Source organism: Amycolatopsis sp. NPDC049252 (assembly GCF_043197175.1).
GTDB lineage: Bacteria > Actinomycetota > Actinomycetes > Mycobacteriales > Pseudonocardiaceae > Amycolatopsis.
This window is the reverse complement of record NZ_JBICSQ010000038.1, coordinates 1-15,843: the sequence shown is the minus strand read 5'-3', so window position 1 is coordinate 15,843 and position 15,843 is coordinate 1. Positions and strand designations below refer to the sequence as shown.

At 73.1% G+C, this 15,843-nt stretch carries 18 protein-coding genes; 9 read left to right on the top strand and 9 right to left on the bottom strand.

What is annotated here, in order from left to right; genetic code table 11:
* Positions 1-31: 31 nt before the first annotated feature.
* The 3 genes from ACGFMK_RS30450 to ACGFMK_RS30440 all read right to left on the bottom strand — a co-directional run bounded on the left by ACGFMK_RS30450 (position 32) and on the right by ACGFMK_RS30440 (position 2,673).
* Positions 32-955, bottom strand: coding sequence for an NADP-dependent oxidoreductase (locus ACGFMK_RS30450; RefSeq protein ID WP_392770328.1), 924 nt, complete (start codon positions 953-955; stop codon positions 32-34).
* A gap of 71 nt (positions 956-1,026) precedes the next feature.
* Entirely contained in the window at positions 1,027-1,425 is a 399-nt protein-coding gene (locus ACGFMK_RS30445; protein WP_392770325.1) for a MerR family transcriptional regulator, read from the bottom strand.
* A gap of 225 nt (positions 1,426-1,650) precedes the next feature.
* Positions 1,651-2,673: an FG-GAP repeat domain-containing protein gene (locus ACGFMK_RS30440; RefSeq protein ID WP_392770322.1), complete on the bottom strand. Its 1,023-nt coding sequence runs from the start codon at positions 2,671-2,673 to the stop codon at positions 1,651-1,653.
* 176 nt (positions 2,674-2,849) lie between these two features.
* On the opposite strand from ACGFMK_RS30440, the gene ACGFMK_RS30435 reads away from it, so the two are divergent.
* Positions 2,850-3,242 (top strand): GntR family transcriptional regulator, encoded by a 393-nt coding sequence (locus ACGFMK_RS30435; RefSeq protein WP_392770321.1) that lies wholly within the window; start codon positions 2,850-2,852, stop codon positions 3,240-3,242.
* Positions 3,239-4,324 carry a DUF1648 domain-containing protein gene (locus ACGFMK_RS30430; protein ID WP_392770318.1) on the top strand — a complete coding sequence of 362 codons (1,086 nt, stop codon included), beginning with the start codon at positions 3,239-3,241 and terminating at the stop codon, positions 4,322-4,324. The genes ACGFMK_RS30435 and ACGFMK_RS30430 overlap by 4 nt, the downstream gene beginning before the upstream one ends.
* Positions 4,325-4,563: 239 nt before the next feature.
* Here ACGFMK_RS30430 and ACGFMK_RS30425 read toward each other — a convergent pair whose 3' ends face one another.
* Positions 4,564-5,187, bottom strand: coding sequence for a hypothetical protein (locus ACGFMK_RS30425; RefSeq protein WP_392770315.1), 624 nt, complete (start codon positions 5,185-5,187; stop codon positions 4,564-4,566).
* 194 nt (positions 5,188-5,381) lie between these two features.
* On the opposite strand from ACGFMK_RS30425, the gene ACGFMK_RS30420 reads away from it, so the two are divergent.
* Both ACGFMK_RS30420 and ACGFMK_RS30415 read left to right on the top strand, forming a co-directional pair.
* Entirely contained in the window at positions 5,382-6,791 is a 1,410-nt protein-coding gene (locus ACGFMK_RS30420; protein WP_392770313.1) for a glycosyltransferase, read from the top strand.
* Positions 6,788-7,777 carry a galactose-1-phosphate uridylyltransferase gene (locus tag ACGFMK_RS30415; protein WP_392770310.1) on the top strand — a complete coding sequence of 330 codons (990 nt, stop codon included), beginning with the start codon at positions 6,788-6,790 and terminating at the stop codon, positions 7,775-7,777. The genes ACGFMK_RS30420 and ACGFMK_RS30415 overlap by 4 nt, the downstream gene beginning before the upstream one ends.
* Here ACGFMK_RS30415 and ACGFMK_RS30410 read toward each other — a convergent pair.
* From ACGFMK_RS30410 to ACGFMK_RS30390, 5 genes are all read right to left on the bottom strand, one after another.
* A complete protein-coding gene (locus ACGFMK_RS30410) occupies positions 7,711-8,688 on the bottom strand; it encodes an Acg family FMN-binding oxidoreductase (RefSeq protein WP_392770307.1) in 978 nt (325 codons plus the stop codon). The genes ACGFMK_RS30415 and ACGFMK_RS30410 overlap by 67 nt on opposite strands.
* Positions 8,689-8,715: 27 nt before the next feature.
* Complete coding sequence (locus ACGFMK_RS30405) at positions 8,716-9,180, bottom strand: DUF6292 family protein (RefSeq protein ID WP_392770305.1); 465 nt, start codon at positions 9,178-9,180, stop codon at positions 8,716-8,718.
* Positions 9,181-9,423: 243 nt separating this feature from the next.
* The gene (locus tag ACGFMK_RS30400; protein WP_392770302.1) at positions 9,424-9,831 is read right to left on the bottom strand and encodes an Hsp20/alpha crystallin family protein; all 408 of its coding nucleotides are present in this window, start codon (positions 9,829-9,831) and stop codon (positions 9,424-9,426) included.
* A 107-nt stretch (positions 9,832-9,938) separates the two neighbouring features.
* Positions 9,939-10,673 carry an ABC transporter permease gene (locus tag ACGFMK_RS30395; RefSeq protein WP_392770300.1) on the bottom strand — a complete coding sequence of 245 codons (735 nt, stop codon included), beginning with the start codon at positions 10,671-10,673 and terminating at the stop codon, positions 9,939-9,941.
* Positions 10,670-11,395, bottom strand: a complete 726-nt coding sequence (locus ACGFMK_RS30390) for an ABC transporter ATP-binding protein (protein WP_392770298.1) — start codon at positions 11,393-11,395, stop codon at positions 10,670-10,672. The genes ACGFMK_RS30395 and ACGFMK_RS30390 overlap by 4 nt, the downstream gene beginning before the upstream one ends.
* Positions 11,396-11,564: 169 nt before the next feature.
* On the opposite strand from ACGFMK_RS30390, the gene ACGFMK_RS30385 reads away from it, so the two are divergent.
* The 5 genes from ACGFMK_RS30385 to ACGFMK_RS30365 all read left to right on the top strand — a co-directional run.
* Complete coding sequence (locus ACGFMK_RS30385) at positions 11,565-13,118, top strand: AAA family ATPase (protein ID WP_392770295.1); 1,554 nt, start codon at positions 11,565-11,567, stop codon at positions 13,116-13,118.
* 2 nt (positions 13,119-13,120) lie between these two features.
* Positions 13,121-14,140, top strand: a complete 1,020-nt coding sequence (locus ACGFMK_RS30380; protein ID WP_392770430.1) for an Acg family FMN-binding oxidoreductase — start codon at positions 13,121-13,123, stop codon at positions 14,138-14,140.
* Between the two features lie 13 nt (positions 14,141-14,153).
* Positions 14,154-14,393, top strand: a complete 240-nt coding sequence (locus ACGFMK_RS30375; RefSeq protein ID WP_392770293.1) for an SHOCT domain-containing protein — start codon at positions 14,154-14,156, stop codon at positions 14,391-14,393.
* Positions 14,394-14,395: 2 nt separating this feature from the next.
* On the top strand, positions 14,396-15,085 hold the full coding sequence (locus ACGFMK_RS30370) for a hypothetical protein (RefSeq protein ID WP_392770290.1): 690 nt from the start codon (positions 14,396-14,398) through the stop codon (positions 15,083-15,085).
* Between the two features lie 9 nt (positions 15,086-15,094).
* Positions 15,095-15,843 (top strand): wax ester/triacylglycerol synthase domain-containing protein (locus ACGFMK_RS30365; RefSeq protein WP_392770287.1); only part of this gene is annotated, 749 nt, incomplete at its 3' end.

Sequence of the window (15,843 nt, the reverse complement as noted above, 5' to 3'; positions counted from 1 at the left end):
GGTCCGGCACCCGAAAGTCCACAAAGGTCGGTCAGGCGATCTTGATGACGACCTTCCCCGCGCTGTGCCCGTTTTCGACGGTGGCCAGCGCGGCCGGCGCGTCGGACAACGGGTGGACCGCGGTGATCGGCGGGGTGAGAACCCCGTCGAGCGCCAGCTGGGCGGCGCGCTCCAGGTTCGCGCGGTCGAGGCGCCGCTCGACGAACCGGCCGCCGATCTCGCCCACGGACTGATCGCCCACGGCGACGACGGTGCGGGGGTCGCGCGCCAGCGGGGCCACCGCTCGCAGCGAGGCACCGCCGACCAGGTCGACGATCCCGTCGAAGCCGTCCGGCACCAGCTCGCGGGCCGCGGCGAGGACGTCCTCGGCGGCGTAGTCGACGAACCGCGCGCCGGCGGCCTCGGCGTACCGGCGCTTGGCGGCACTGCCGGTGCCGATCACCCGCAGGCCGCGCGCCGCGGCCAGCTGGGCGACGGCGAGGCCGACGCCGCCGCCGACGCCGTTGACCAGGATCGTGGCGCCGGCCGGGAGGGCGAGCTGGTCGAGCACGTCCACCGCGGTCGTCCCGGCGACCGGCAAGGTCGCCGCGACGGTCGCGGGCAGGCCCGCCGGGATCCGCGCGGCGTTCGGCGCCGACAGCACCGTCGTCTCGGCGTACGTGCCGCCACCGGTGAGCGCGAACCCGAAGACCGCGTCCCCCACCTCGAGCTCGTCGACGCCCTCACCCACGGCGAGCACGGTGCCCGCGGCCTCCATCCCCAGCACGAGCGGGAACGGCCGCCCGCCGTCGAGCCCGGGGACCAGGCCCGCGCGCAGCATGTGGTCGAGGGGGTTCACCCCGGCGACGTCGACCCGGATCAGCACCTCCCCGCGAGCGGGAGCGGGATCGGGGCGCTCGAAGAACTCCTGCACCTCCGGGCCGCCGTGCCTGCCGAAACCCCATGCCTGTCCCATTTTCGCTGCCTTTCCGACGACCGGCCCGGTGTTTCCGGGCACTGCGGCCATCGTCACCGCTCACACCGGTGTCAAGGGCAACCGGCTGAGGCGGGGCTCACAGCGCCGGCCAGCTCCGCCCGGTGGCGGCTGTTGGCGTCGAGCAGGAGGTCGAGCGCGTCCCGGGACCCGACCAGGTGCGCGATCTCGGCGTCGATCCGGTCGCGCTCGCGCTTCATCGCCGCGAACGCGAAGTCGACGACACCCGCGTCGCCGGGCGTCTCCACGCATGGCAGCACCGTCGCGATCACCCGGCTGGACAGGCCCGCGTCGAACAGCTGCCGGATGAGGGACACGCGCTGGACCCCGGCGTCCGAGTAGTGCCGCTGCCCGGCCTCGGAGCGCACGCTGGCCAGCAGGCCCTGCGCCTCGTAGTACCGCAGAGAACGCGCACTCACGCCGGTGCGCCGGGACAGTTCGCCGATCCGCATACCCCGAAGTTACGCCACCCGCGGAGCCGGCTTCAGCCGCACGCAGGGCGTACCGGCGCCCCAGGCGGGCGGGTGTGTGGCGCACCAGCGGCCGGATGACCGGCACCGGCCGCGACCACGAACCGGTCTCCATGTCGTCGGCATCCGCCTCCGCCACCGGAGGGCAGCGTCTCGACGACCCGCTCCCGCTCGGCACGGTACCGACAGACCAGGACGCCCACCAGCTCAGGTGCCGCGGCAGAGCCGGCAGACGGGCGGCAGGCCGGGAACCCGGCGGTCCGGGTCGACGATGCCGACGATGACCCAGTGGTTCGCGCAGGTGCTGCGGTAGCTGCACGCCCACTGCAGCGGCTGCTTGGTGACGACGTTGCCGTAACCGTTGAGCAGCCAGCTCGAAACCTCACCCGTCGTCGAGTCGTACCACATCAGATCCTGGTGCCCGTCGCCGTTGAGGTCTCCGAGACCGACCGGACGCCACTCTCCGGCGCACGTGCCCAAGGTTCCTCCCGAGCACCTCCAGTCCAGGTCCAGCCGGGTGATCAGGTGGCCGGCGCCGTCCAGCAGCCAGGCACCGACGATGCCCGAGTCGCGATCCCACCACAGGACGTCGGCATGCCCGTCGTCGTTCACGTCGCCGACCGCGATGGGCTTCCAGGAGAACGAGCACCCGGAAGCGCGGTCGCAGGGCACGTTCACGGTCTGGACGCCCACGACGTGCGCGGCACCGTCGAGCAGCCAGGTGAACACCGCGCCGGAGTCGGCGTCGAACCACATCAGATCCTGATAGCCGTCGCCGTCGACGTCACGGATCCCGACCGGCCTCGCCTGGCCACCGCAGCCGAACGCCGGGGTGCACGTCCGGTCCAGGTACCGGGGTGCGCCGGCGGTGGACCGGGCGTCGCCGTAGATCACCACGGCGGCGTGGTTGCTGTCGTAGGTCATGAGGTCGCTGCGCCCGTCGCGGTCGAAGTCGGCGACGCCGATCATGTCGTAGTACCCCACGCACGCCTGGGTGCCGTTGATGCAGTCCAGCGCCCACGGATCGGGCCCGTAGACGGTTCCGGTGCCGTCGAGGGTCCACTGCGACAGCTGCCCGGAATAGTCGCCGGACAGTTCGGTGTCGAACCACAGCAGGCCGGTCGCGGGGGCCGGGTGGGTCGGGACCGCGCCGGCCGTCGCCGGGAACACGAGCGCGGTGCCGAGCAGCAGGGCCGCGATCCCGAGGATCGCCTTGAGTTTCCGGAACACCGTTCCTCCTTCGCCGGGCCCCCAGAGGGGGAGCCGGTTACCCAGAGCCGGCGAACGACGTCGTGATACGTCCTCTCCAAGGGGCCTGCATCAAAGGCGATCAGAGCCCTTCCTGCCCCTCGCCCCCGGTGTCGCTCTGTTCTATAATTCGTAGAACAGAGGCAGGAGGCAGGCAGGTGATCCTCAATCTCGACCTGGACGGCGAAACGCCGATCTACCAGCAGCTGCGGGACCAGATCGTCGAGGCGATCGCCGACGGCGTGCTGGCCGAGGGCAGCTCACTGCCGTCGACCAGGGTGCTCGCCGCGGATTTCGGGATCAACTTCCACACCGTGAACAAGGCCTACGACCTGCTGCGCCGCCAAGGCCTGCTCCAGCTCAACCGCAAGTCCGGCGCGGTCGTGACCCCGGCGGCCGCCGACCCGCGGTTCTCCGAGGAGTGGGCCGCGAAGGCGCGGACGCTGCTGGCCGAGGCCGTCGCCAAGGGGATGCCGGCCGACGAGGTCCTCGCGACCTGCCGGTCCGTGCTCGATTCGTTCGGATCCGCACCGCCGGAGGACACGCCATGACCGTCGCCATCATCTTCAGTGCCGCCTTGTCCGCACTGGTGCTCCTGCTCGCGCTGGTACTGCCCGCGATCACCAGCCCGTCCGTGCCCTTCGGGGTCCGGGTACCGGCCCGGCGGGCCGGCGAACCGGCGGTGCTGCGGCAGACCCGCGTCTACCGGTGGCGGGTGCTCGTCAGCGGGATCGCCGCCGCCGCGCTCGGCGTCGTGCTCTACGGCGTGACCGGGGAAACCCTGGTGCTGCCGTTGACGGTGCTGGTGATCATCGGCGTCTGGTACGGCTGCTTCTTCCTGGCCAACCACGAAATCCGGGCCGCCAAGGCCGCCGGTGGCTGGTACGACGGCGTGCGCCAGGGCGTCGCGGTGGACACCGGGCGGCGCACCGACCCGCCGCGGTTCCCCTGGCTCTGGCTGGCGCCCGCGCTGGCCGTCACCCTCGCCACGGCGGTGATCGGGGTGCTGAGCTACGCGTCGATGCCCGAGACGCTCGTCGTGCACTACGGCGCGAACGGCGTGCCCGACCGGGAGGCCGCCAAGTCGGTGGGCACCGCGTTCTCCCTGGTGTTCGTGCAGCTCGGCGTGACCGCGCTGCTCGCGGGTATCGCGGTGGCCATCGTCCGCGGCGGCCGGTTCGACCTCGACCCGGCCCGCCCGGTGGGCTCGGCCCGCTGGCACCGCCGGTACCTGTCGTTGACGGCCAAGGCTCTGCTCGGGCTGGTCGCGATGATCGACCTCGGGATGCTGGGGTCGTCGCTGCTGATGTGGACCGGGACGGTCACGGCGTGGGCGCCGCTGGTGGTCGTGCTCCCGGTCCTGGCCGGTGTCGTCGTGGTCATCGTGCTCCTGGCCAAGAACTCCCGCGCGCGCGACGAAGGCGAGCCGGAGACCGGCCTGACCCACCGCGACGACGACAAGTACTGGCGGGGCGGCCTGTTCTACGTCAACCGCGACGACCACGCGCTGTGGGTCCCCCGCCGCTTCGGCCTCGGGTGGACGCTCAACCTCGGCAACCCCAGAACCGGGATGCTCCTGGCGGGTGTGGTCGCCCTGATCGGGCTGGTGATCACCCTCCGGTTCACCGGCTGATCAGCAGCTTCGGCGGCCGTGACCTGGCGCCGGTGCGTCACCCGTTTCGGTGATCTCCAGGCTCGGCCGTCATCACGTCGGCGTCCGGCCCTCTTCCCCGTTGCTGAGGTGATCGGTCCGGCACGCCCCCCGACCGTCCCGGTCATCGGCAGTCGGCTCGGCGGCAAGACCCCCCGTTTGCCGCCGAGCCCTTCCCCACGGCCCCGGGTCGTCGGTGACGCGGGAGCTGGGGCCGGGCGTCACGAGCCCGCGGGACTCTGGTCATCCCGCCGGGTGCGCCCGCGACGGGTCTGCAGCGCGGTCCACTCCCGTTGCCAGGCGGCGAGGCGGAAGTGATCCAAGGCCAGCACCACACCGCGGTACGCCAGCCAGAAGACGAACACCACGGCGGCCCACAAGCTCACCGCGAGCACGACGGCGTCGACGGCCGCGGACACCGGCGTCAGGGGCCGCTGGGCCGGCGAACCCGCCGCGTCGAGCCAGGTCGTGACCTCGTCGCCGGTGACCGATCCCGACGGGGCGTCCACTTCGCCGGTGCGCACCTGGCCGTCCCGGGTCGTCCACGTCGCCCGGGCTGGGCCGGCTTCGCCCGGGATGCCGGTGCGGCCGGCCTCACCGGGAGCCGGGCCGTCGCTCAGCAGGACCGCGGTCGCGGTGTAGCGCGACGCGAACTGCTCGCGGGACTCGGCCGCCTGGCCGGCGTGGAGGCCGACCCCGAACAGGACCGCGCCGGCGGCCGCGACGAGCGACAGCAGCAGCACGAACCGCAGCAGCACCGCCTGGACCCGGTCCGAGGGCCGGGCGAGCCCGCGCGCGGGCAGGAGGCTGTGCCACAGCCGGGTCCACCGCAACTTCGGGTACATCGTCCTGCCTTTCTCATCCGGAACGGGTGTGCCCAGCTTCGCCGACGAGCACCGTCGAACCGGAGAGCACGACGTACCCCGCGACGGGGCACACAGTCCCGTATTCGGCCGCGGGTACCGGTGACTTTGGGCCCTGGCGGCACCGGTCGCGGCGGCCGAACCTGGAACCCCGCCCGCCGAGCGAGAGGTCCGAGATGCAGACGGTGGATGTCGGTGAGCTGTCCGTCTCCGCGTACCGCAAGGTCGCGCCGGACTGGATCGTGGAACCGCTGCTGGCCGTGGCGGAGCGGCTTCGCGGCGCGCGCGTGATCCACCTGAGCGCCACCCCCTACGGCGGCGGGGTGTCCGAGCTGCTGCGCTCGGCGGTGCCGCTCTACAACGACCTCGGCGTGCGGGCGACCTGGAAGATCATCAACGGCGACCCCGCCTTCTTCACCGTGACGAAGAAACTCCACAACGCGCTGCAGGGCGGCACCGAACCGATCACCGAAGCGGACATCCGCCTGTACGAGGAGACTTCCCGCCGCAACGCCGAGCAGCTCTCGGCCGATCCGGACTTCGCCGGCTGTGACTTCGTGTTCGTGCACGACCCGCAGCCCGCGGCCGTACTGTCCTTTTCGGACTTCCGCGGCGGCAAGTCGGTGTGGCGCTGCCACATCGACACCTCCCAGCCGGCCCCGGGTGCCTGGGACTACCTCGGCAAGTTCGTCGAAGGGTACGACGCGACCGTGTTCACCATGGCCGGCTTCGTACCGCCGACCCTGTCCGCCGAGCGCGCCGACATCATCTGCCCGGCGATCGACCCGCTGAGTCCCAAGAACATGTCACTGGACGACCGGACCGCGCACGCCGTGCTGAACTGGATCGGCATCGAGCCCGACCGCCCGCTCGTCACGCAGGTCTCCCGGTTAGACCCGTGGAAGGACCCGCTGGGCGTGATCGAGGCGTACCGGCTGGTGCGACCCGAAGTGCCCGGCCTGCAGCTGGCGCTGGTCGGGTCCATGGCGCTCGACGACCCCGAGGGCTGGGACGTCTACCGCCGGATCAGCGACGCGAGCCGCACCGACCCCGACATCCACGTCTTCACCAACCTGACCGGTGTCGGCAACGTCGAGGTCAACGCTTTCCAGCGGTTCTCCTCCGTGATGATCCAGAAGTCGATCCGGGAGGGCTTCGGGCTCGTCGTGTCCGAGGCGCTGTGGAAGGGCACGCCGATCGTCGCCGGGCGGACCGGCGGGATCCCGTTGCAGGTCGCCGACGACGCCGGGGGGCTGCTGGTCGATTCCACCGACGGCTGCGCCACGGCACTCCTCGAGCTGCTCGGGGATCCCGCGCGGTCGGCCGCACTGGCCGCGTCCGGCCGGGAACGGGTCCGCCGGCACTTCCTGCTCCCCCGGCTCCTGCTCGACGAGCTGACGCTGCTCGACGGCCTCGCGCACGGCGACCCGCCCGGCTCCCTGATGACCCGCTCCGACCACCGCGACCCGGTCTGCGGCCTCACCACCCCGCCCGGCCCCGGGACGCCGACGGCGGTCCGGGACGGCCACGGCTACCGGTTCTGCTCGCACCGGTGCCGGTCGGCCTTCCTGGACGAAGCGTCGTGACGACGCGGTCCTGGCACGGCGGGGAGCTGCGGTGGAACGCCGAGACCGGGGGCTGGACCGTGCTCGCGCCCGGACGCCGGGCCCGCCCGCACAGCGCGGCCGGCGCCGCGTGCCCGTTCTGCCCCGGCGCCGATCAGGACACCCCGCCCGAGACGTGGCGGCTGCCCGGCGGCGAAGCGGGCTGGCGGGTCCGCGCGGTCCCGAACCGCTACGCGTTGTCGGACCGGCACGAGATCGTCATCGAGTCGCCGCGGCACGACTGGGACCTGGCCACGGGGACCGACGACGAGGTCGCGGACGTGCTCGGCGCCTGGCAGCACCGGCACCGGGCGTTGCGGCCCGCGGCCGCGCAGGTCGTCGTGTTCCGCAACCACGGTGACGCGGCCGGGATATCCCTGGCGCACCCGCATTCGCAGGTGGCCGGCCTGCCGGTGCTGTCCGCGGCGACCCGGCGCGAGCTGGACGCCGCCCGCGCGCACCACCGCGACCACGGCCGCCGGCTCGCCGACGATCTGCTCGAAGCGACGCTGAGCGACGGGAAGCGGATCGTGTACACCGACGAAGACGTCGTGGCCTGCACCCCGTTCGCGCCGATCGCCGCCTACGAGGTCCGGTTCGTGCCGCGAGCCGGGCGGCCCGACTTCGCCGCCGCGCCCGCCGAGGAGGTCCACGCGATCGCGCGCTGCCTGCGGGCGGTCCTCGCCGCGATGCGGGCCGAGCTGGGCGATCCCGCCTACAACATCGTCGTACGGACGGCACCGGCCGGCTTCGAGACCGCGCCGTTCCTCGCGTGGTCGCTCCAGCTGGTGCCACGCCTGGAGATCCCGGCCGGTCTCGAGCTCGCGACCGGGGTCCCCGTCACGACGGTGACCCCGGAGCACGCCGCCGCCCGGCTCCGCACCGCCCTCGGCCCCCACCTTCAGGGCTTGCGCAGGACCTCTTCCACCGCTCGGCGGGGGGACGCCGGATCGGGGGCGATGCTGTAGCCGACCCGCATCAGGACCTGGGGGAACCCGCTCAGCGCCAGCTCCACGCAGAGAGCGGACCGGACCGGTTCGAGGTGCAGCGGCTGGGTGAGCACGGCCGCCGCCAGTCCCAGGTCGACCGCGGTCAGCCAGGCGCGTTCCATCGCGTACCCGGCGCGGATGTGGTCGAGCCGGGTGTCGTCGACGGTCTCGAAGACGAGCAGCGACTCCGCCGCCAGCCGCGTTTCGACGTCGGGGCGCCCGAGTACCTCGGTGGCGCGGCGGATCAGCCCGGCCCACGGCACCGAACCCGCCGGTACCCGGCTCGCGGGCAGGCCGACACCGTGCCGGTGGGCGCGTTCGTCACGGATCGTCCAGAGGGAGAGCTCCCGCTGGTAGCCGCCGTCGCTCCGGTACTGCTCCGCGGCGAAGTGCAGCAGCCGCGCCACCTGGGCGTTTTCCCGGCCGGGGGCGACGGGCCGGGCCTCGACGCCCGGCGCCGCCCCCATTTCGCCGATCCGCAGCAGCGCGGCCGCCGGGACGGGGGCGTCCTCGAAGGGGGCGCGATGACTGGCCCGGCGGGCGATCGCGCCGTACCGGTGCAGCTCCGCCGTGGTCGGCGGCGACGTGGCCCCGGCCGCGATGCGGGCCACGACGTCCTGGCGCGCCGGGTCGGGCAGGAACTCGACGTCCGCGGCCCGGCCGAGGGTCCGGACGGCGAGTTCGAGATTGGCCACGGCGGCGCCGCACGACGCGGCGCGGTCGCGGCCGAGCGGGTCGTGGTGCGGCAGGCGCAGCTCGGTGCGCTCGCGGACCAGGAGCTCGTCGGGGCCGACGTCGAGCAACCACGGCTGGAGGTTGTGCACCGACGGCGCGCTCATCAGCGACCCTGCCAGCACCTCGGTCTCGGCTTTGGTCCAGTCCTCGGTCATCGCGTTCCCTCCACAGTGGACGAGCGGTCACCCCACCAGGTGCAGGAACGACGCGCCGGTGGTCCACGAGTCCCGGCGGTACCGCGCCAAGCGGGAAAGCAGGTCGCCCCGGCCCTCCCGCAGGTCGGGCGGGACCGGGGTGGCGAACGGGCCGCCGAACGACCGGGTCGCGGCCACGAACGCGCGGACCCGGGCCGGCTCGGGCGCGAGCTGGTGCCCGAGGTAGGCGAGCACCAGCAGGTCCTCGCCGGAGTGGGTCTCCATCGCGAACGACCACCCGTGCCGTTCGTCCCACAGCAGCGCCACGTCCCGGCCGGGGTGGCGGGCCAGCCGCCCGTCGAGGGCGATGTAGGCCGACACGGGCACGTCGACGTCCAGCGTGCAGGACTCGTCACCGACCCCCACGGCGGCAGCCACCGCGGTGAGGTAGCCGGTCAGCCCGCTCAGCAGTCCGTATTCACGGTCGATACCGGTCAGCAGGGGAATCACCATCCGTCGTTCCGGGCCGTTCACCAGTCACGCCAGGAGCACGTTTTCCGGCCATGCCCCGAAGCTACGTTCCGGGTCCCCTCGCGGTCCGGCGGCGTTCGTCCTCTCCCCGGAGGACTTTCGTCACCTGAGCGGCGCAGCCCGGCCCACCGGCGAGCAGGACGGCCAGGATCGGTGAGCGGTGGTCCGCGGGCCTGGCGAAGCGAGCGGCACGGCCGCCGGCCGCACCACCCGCCGCGATCGCGGTCAGTCCTTCGTGATCGGGATTTCGACGTGGCCCGCCGGTTCGGTCTTCGCGACCGGCACCGTCACTTCGAGGATCCCGTTGTGGTAGACGGCGGCGATCTTCGCGGTCTCCGCCCCCTTCGGCAGCGACACCGTCCGGGTGAAGGTGCCGTAGCGGAACTCGCTGCGGCCCTTGTGCTCGGCATGGGCCTCGCGAGTGGCCGAGAGGGTGAGCAGGCCGTGCTCCGCCGACACGTGCACGTCCTTCTCCGGGTCGAAGCCGGGGAGCTCGGCGCGCAGGACGTACTTGCCCTCGAAGGCCGCCTCCTCGATCCGGACCAGGTTGTGCTCACCGAACGGCCAAGCCGCGTCGAACAGGTCACCGAGCACAGGGACCCTCGGTCCCGTCCGCGGCAGCAGTGATGTCATCGGTCCTCCTCACTCGGGTTCTCCCCCCTCGGTTCGAGGCAACCACCCGGAGCCGGGCGCCGATGCGGCCGTACTTCCCCGATCCCGGGGACCAACGTCCCCAGGGTTCAGGGCGTCCGGCGGCGCAGGGTGGCCGCGCCCAGCAGCAGGGCCAGGACCGCGCAGCCGGCGATGATCGCGACGTTGCGGACCAGCGTGCCGTCGATCGTGGCCGAGCGGGTGACGTGGGTGAGGGCGTCCACCGCGTAGGACAGCGGCAGGACGTCCGAGATCGCGTTGAGCACCCAGCCCATCGAACCCCGCGGGGCGATGAGGCCGCAGAGCAGGAACTGCGGCAGCACGAACACCGGCAGGAACTGGATGGCCTGGAACTCCGTGCGGGCGAACGCGCTGACGAACAATCCGAGCGCGGTGCCGAGCAGGGCGTCCACCAGGACGATCAGCAGGAGGGTCCAGACCGACCCGGCGATGTCCAGACCGAGCCACGTCAGCGAGATCCCGGAGGCGACGAACACCTGGAGCGCCGCCAGGAGGCCGAAGGCGAGCGCGTACCCGAAGAGCAGGTCGAGCTTGCCGATCGGCAGCGTCATCAGGCGTTCGAACGTGCCGGTGGTGCGCTCCCGCAGCGTGGTGATCGAGGTGAGCAGGAACATGATCGTGAACGGGAAGATGCCCAGCAGCGCCGGGGCGAGCGCGCTGAAGCGCTGTTCGGAGTTCAGGACGTAGCGCAGCAGGATCATCAGCAGGCTGGGCGCACCGATCATGAGCGCGACCGTGCGCGGGTCGTGCCGCAGCTGGGTGAGGATCCGGCGGGTGGTGGCAAAAGTGATCGCGGCGCTCATCGCTTCGCTCCTTCCCGGCCCTTGATCAGCCGCAGGAACGCCTGCTCGAGATCGGGGGCGCCGGTGCGGGACCGCAAGCCCTCCGGGGTGTCCTGGGCGAGCAGTTTTCCTTGGTGCAGCAGGAGGAGTTCGTCGCAGCGGGCGGCCTCGTCCATGACGTGGCTGGAGATCAGCACCGTGACGCCGGCCGCGGCCAGGCCGTGGAAGAGGCTCCAGAGCTCGTCGCGCAGTTCCGGGTCGGAGCCGACGGTCGGCTCGTCGAGTACCAGCAGTTCGGGGGTGCCGAGCAGGGCGACGGCCAGGTTGGCCCGGCCGCGCTGGCCGCCGGAGAGCCGGCCGACCAGGGTGCGGGCCGAGGACCCGAGGCCGGTCTCCGCGATCACCCGGTCCACATCGGACGGACGCGTGCCGAGCACCGCGGCGAAGTAGCGCAGGGCCTCGGTCACCGTGAGATCCGCGTAGATCGCCGGCTCCTGCGTCGCGTACCCGATCCGGCGCCGCAGGTCCGGGTGGCCGGCGGGCCGTCCGAGCACGGTCACCGAGCCCGACTCGACGACCTGGACACCGACGATGGAGCGCATCAGCGTGCTCTTGCCGCACCCGTTGGGGCCGAGCAGGCCGGTGACCGTGCCGCGCCGGACGGCGCACCCGATGTCGCGCAGCACCTCTCGTCCGCCGCGGCGGACCCGCAGGTCCTCGACCACGATCGCCGGTTCGTCCACGACACGCTCCTTCCGCACCCGTCGGCCCATCGTGGGCGTTCCCCGCCGCCGGGGCAGGTGCCCGCGGTCCCGCTTCGTGATGACTTAGGTCCCCGGCCGGGGACTTCCGGCACGCGGCCGGGGACCTAACGCCCTTCGCCGCGCTCCGACGGCGGCGGACCCTCGAGGCATGGACGCACCCTGGGCCGCTGTGCACGAGACCCACATCGGCGTCGTCTTCCTGCTCGGAGACCTCGCGTACAAGCTCAAGAAGCCGGTCGATCTCGGGTTTCTCGACTTCTCCGCCCGGGAGACCCGTGAACGCGTGTGCCACCGCGAGGTGGAGCTCAACCGGCGGTTGGCCCCGGACGTCTACCTCGGCGTCTCCGACGTCACCGGGCCGGACGGCGCGGTGTGCGACCACCTGATCGTCATGCGCCGGATGCCGGAGGACCGCCGCCTCTCCGCTCTCGTCCGGCGCGGCACGCCCCTGCACCCGACGATCCGGCGGCTGGCCCGGCAGCTCGCCGCGTTCCACGCGGGAGCCGATCGCGGGCCCGCGATCGACGCCGACGAGACCCGTGACGCCGTCCGGGCCCGGTGGCGCGACAGCTTCGAGCAGGTCCGGCCCTTCCACGGCACCGTGCTCGACGCGGCCACCGCGATCGAGATCGAGGCGCTGGCCGAAGACTTCCTCGCCGGCCGGAAGGCGTTGTTCGACCGGCGGATCGCCGAAGGGCACGTCGTCGACGGGCACGGCGACCTGCTCGCCGACGACATCTTCTGCCTCGACGACGGCCCGCGCGTGCTCGACTGCCTGGAGTTCGACGACCACCTGCGCCACGTCGACGTGCTCGACGACGTCGCCTTCCTCGCGATGGACCTCGAGCGGCTCGGCGCCCCGGAACTCGCCGGCCGGCTCGTGGGCGACTACCGCGAGTTCGCCGGCGACCCCGCTCCCCCGGCTTTGCTGCACCACTACCTGGCCTACCGCGCGTTCGTCCGGGTCAAGGTCGCCTGCCTGCGCTCGGCCCAGGGCGACGCCGCGGCCGCCGACCTGGCTCGCGAGTACGCCGGCATCGCGTTGCGGCACCTGCGGCTCGGCCGGGTCCGGCTGATCCTCGTCGGCGGCGCGCCCGGCACCGGCAAGTCCACGATCGCCGGCGGGCTGGCCGACTGGCTGGGCGCGACGCTGCTGCAGTCGGACCGGCTGCGCAAGGAACTCGCCGGGCTCGAGCCGGCGCCGCGGCCCGCCGAGCCCTACCGGCGAGGCCTCTACGACGACACGCACACGGAGGCGACCTACACCGAGCTCGTGCGCCGCGCGGGTGCGCTGCTGGCGCTGGGCGAGACCGTCGTGCTGGACGCTTCGTGGTCCTTCGCCCGGCATCGCCGGCTCGCCGCCGACGCCGCCGAACGCGCGAGCAGCCCGATGCAGGCCCTCTGCTGCGAGGCGCCGGAAACCGTCGCGGCGCAACGGATCGAGACCCGGAAGGCGGAGCTGTCGGACGCCACCCCGGAGATCGCGCACCGGCTGGCCGCCGACGCCGACCCGTGGCCCGAAGCGCACCCGCTGACCACCACCGGCACACCATGGGAGTCGATCGCCCTGGCGGTGGCGTGCCTGGTGCCCGAGCACCGAAAGTCCCCCGCCCAGAGGCCCTCCGGCCCTCCCCGCCCGGGTGCTTCCGGTGCGACGGTCGAGCCGTCAGAAGAAATCGACACCGATCGCGAGGCAGGCTGATGATGGACCGAGGATTCCCGGACGAGTTCACCGTCAAGACCGCGGTGGCCATGGCCGTCCGCGCCCCCTCCGTGCACAACACCCAGCCCTGGTACTGGCGGATCGGCCACAGCACGCTGCACCTCTACGCCGACCCGGCCCGGCAGCTGCCCCAGACCGACCCGGACGGCCGCGACCTGATGCTCAGCTGCGGCGCGGCCCTGCACCACCTCCGCGTCGGCTTCGCCGCCCTCGGCTGGACCGCCGAGGTGCACCGGCTGCCCAACCCGGACGAACCGGACCACCTCGCCGCCATCACCCTGCGGCAGCACGAGCCGTCGCAGGACGAGGTCGCGATGGCCGCGGCGATCCCCCGCCGGCGCACCGACCGGCGCCGCCACAGCTCGTGGGCCGTGCCGCGTGGGCACGTCGAGGCGATGGCCCGGGCCGCGGCGCTGGAGGGCACCGTCCTGCAGGCGGCCGGTGACTCGTCCCGCTACCACTTGGCGACCGCGATCGAAGAGGCGTCCCACCGGCACGCCGACGACCCCGCCTACCGCACCGAACTCGCGGCCTGGAGCGGGCGCCACGTCGCGCCCGACGGCGTCCCGTCGCGCAACACCCCGGCGGCGGACGACACCCCGGGCGCGCTGCGGGCCCGGCCGTTCGCCGACCCGATGCTGCCCCAGCCGCCCGAGGCCAAGGCCGAGGACGACGAGACCGTGCTGCTGGTGCTGAGCACCGCTTCCGACGACCGGATGTCGCGGCTGCGCGCGGGCGAGGCGACGAGCGCGGTCCTGCTGACCGCCACCGCCTTCGGCCTCTCGTCGTGCCCGCTGACCGAGCCGCTGGAGATCGCCGACGTCCGCGAGTCCGTCACCGAGCACGTGACCGGCGGCTCGTACCCGCAGATGGTGCTGCGCATCGGCTGGGCACCGGCCAACGCCGACCCGCTGCCGGCGACGCCGCGGCGTGACCTCGCCGAGGTCCTGCAGCCGCTGGAAGCGGCGCCGCAGCACCAGTTCCGCTACCAGAGCCACTAGAAGGGATCGTGTCATGCCGTACTGGAACCACATGGGAAACTTCGGCTGGGTGGGCGGCCTCGGGATGCTGGTGCTGATGGGTCTCCTGCTGACCGCCCTGATCGTCGTCGCGGTCGTGCTCGCACGCCGGTGGCAGCAGCCACCCACCTCGGACGACACCGCCCGGCGGATCCTCGACGAGCGCTTCGCGCGCGGTGAGATCGACCGGGAAGAATACGAAAGCCGCCGCGAAGCGCTGAGCCGGTCGAGGTAGCCGTGCGTGCCAGGACGATCCTCGTGACGCTGGTGTGCGGCCTGGCCCTCGCGAGCTGCGGGAACGACCAGGCCGCGGCACCGGCCGCGAGCAGCACCCCCGCGGCGACGACGGCCCTGCCGTCGACCACGGCGCCCTCGGCGACACGGCCCTCGGCACCGCCGCGCACCATGCCCGCCACGACCACGCCCCGCGTCCCGGCCGCCTCCTGCGGGGCGGAGACGGCACGCTGGGGCACCGACGACCGCAGCGGCGGCCCGATGAGCCGCGACGCGCTCTACCTGGTCCGGGCGGGGCGGCACGCGTGTTACGACCGCGTCGTCTTCGCCCTCAACGGCTCGGCCGCCGTCGGCTTCGCCATCCGCTACGCGCCGGTCGTGATCACCGACCCCAAGGGCGACCGCCTGCCCGTCCCGGGCGGCGCGACGCTCGAGCTCATCGTCCGGGCGCCCGCGCTCGGCAGCGACGACGCGGGCCACCAGCCCGGCCGGGTGCTCGCCGCGACCGGCGACTACGTCGTCCCGGCGGCTCAGGTGGCCGGCTGGCCTTCCCTGCGCGGAGTGCGCTTCGGCGGCTCCTTCGAAGGCGAGACCACGTTCGCCGTCGGCGTGCGCGCGAAGGTCCCGTTCCGCCTCTTCACCCAGTTCGGCGCCGACCGGATCCGCCGGGTGGTCGTCGACATCGCACACTGAGAGGACGTCATGGACCGGCTGAGCCCGCTCGACGCGGCCTTCCTCGAGATCGAGGACGAAGACCCCCACGCGTCACTCGCCATCGCTTCGGTGGCCGTCGTCGAGGGGCCCGCACCCACGCAGGAGGAGTTCGTCGCCGCCGTCACCGGGCGGCTGGACGCGATCCCGCGCTACCACCAGAAGGTCCGGACGGTCCCGTTCGACCTCGGGGCGCCGGTCTGGGTGGACGACCCGGACTTCGACCCCGCCGCGCACTTCGGCCGGATCGCGCTCCCGCCGCCGCACGACGAACAGGCGTTGTGCGACCTCGTCGCGCTGCTCATGGGCGAACGCCTCGAGCGCGACCGGCCGCTGTGGGAGTTCTGGGTCGTCGAAGGACTGCCCGACGGGCGCTGGGCGATCCTGTCCAAGGTGCACCACGCGCTGGCCGACGGGCTGGCGGCGACCGAACTGCAGACCACCCTGTTCGGGGACCCGCCCGACGGGCCGCCGGCTCCGTTCGAAGAGGCCGTCGACCCCGGCGCGGCGAAGCTGCTGCTCGACTCGGTCGGCACGCTGCTCCGGAACCCGTGGGACCAGGCCGGCCTGCTGGCGAAGCAGCTGCGGCACCCGAACGTGCTGGCCCGCCGCGTGAGCGACGCCGCGCGCGGGCTCGCCGCCCTGACCTCGGCGCTGCTGCCCGCTTCTCCGACGCCGCTGACCGGGCCGCTGGGCCACGACCGCCGGTATTCGATCGCCTCGGTGGCCCTGACCGACGT

What these genes read in the sequence shown, in the direction of transcription:
- ACGFMK_RS30445 (WP_392770325.1), bottom strand. Translation starts at nt 1,425, where the DNA reads ATGCGGATCGGCGAACTGTCCCGGCGCACCGGCGTGAGTGCGCGTTCT.
- ACGFMK_RS30430 (WP_392770318.1), top strand. Translation starts at nt 3,239, where the DNA reads ATGACCGTCGCCATCATCTTCAGTGCCGCCTTGTCCGCACTGGTGCTC.
- ACGFMK_RS30375 (WP_392770293.1), top strand. Translation starts at nt 14,154, where the DNA reads ATGCCGTACTGGAACCACATGGGAAACTTCGGCTGGGTGGGCGGCCTC.
- ACGFMK_RS30395 (WP_392770300.1), bottom strand. Translation starts at nt 10,673, where the DNA reads ATGAGCGCCGCGATCACTTTTGCCACCACCCGCCGGATCCTCACCCAG.
- ACGFMK_RS30400 (WP_392770302.1), bottom strand. Translation starts at nt 9,831, where the DNA reads ATGACATCACTGCTGCCGCGGACGGGACCGAGGGTCCCTGTGCTCGGT.
- ACGFMK_RS30450 (WP_392770328.1), bottom strand. Translation starts at nt 955, where the DNA reads ATGGGACAGGCATGGGGTTTCGGCAGGCACGGCGGCCCGGAGGTGCAG.
- ACGFMK_RS30420 (WP_392770313.1), top strand. Translation starts at nt 5,382, where the DNA reads ATGCAGACGGTGGATGTCGGTGAGCTGTCCGTCTCCGCGTACCGCAAG.
- ACGFMK_RS30385 (WP_392770295.1), top strand. Translation starts at nt 11,565, where the DNA reads ATGGACGCACCCTGGGCCGCTGTGCACGAGACCCACATCGGCGTCGTC.
- ACGFMK_RS30425 (WP_392770315.1), bottom strand. Translation starts at nt 5,187, where the DNA reads ATGTACCCGAAGTTGCGGTGGACCCGGCTGTGGCACAGCCTCCTGCCC.
- ACGFMK_RS30405 (WP_392770305.1), bottom strand. Translation starts at nt 9,180, where the DNA reads ATGGTGATTCCCCTGCTGACCGGTATCGACCGTGAATACGGACTGCTG.
- ACGFMK_RS30380 (WP_392770430.1), top strand. Translation starts at nt 13,121, where the DNA reads ATGGACCGAGGATTCCCGGACGAGTTCACCGTCAAGACCGCGGTGGCC.
- ACGFMK_RS30410 (WP_392770307.1), bottom strand. Translation starts at nt 8,688, where the DNA reads ATGACCGAGGACTGGACCAAAGCCGAGACCGAGGTGCTGGCAGGGTCG.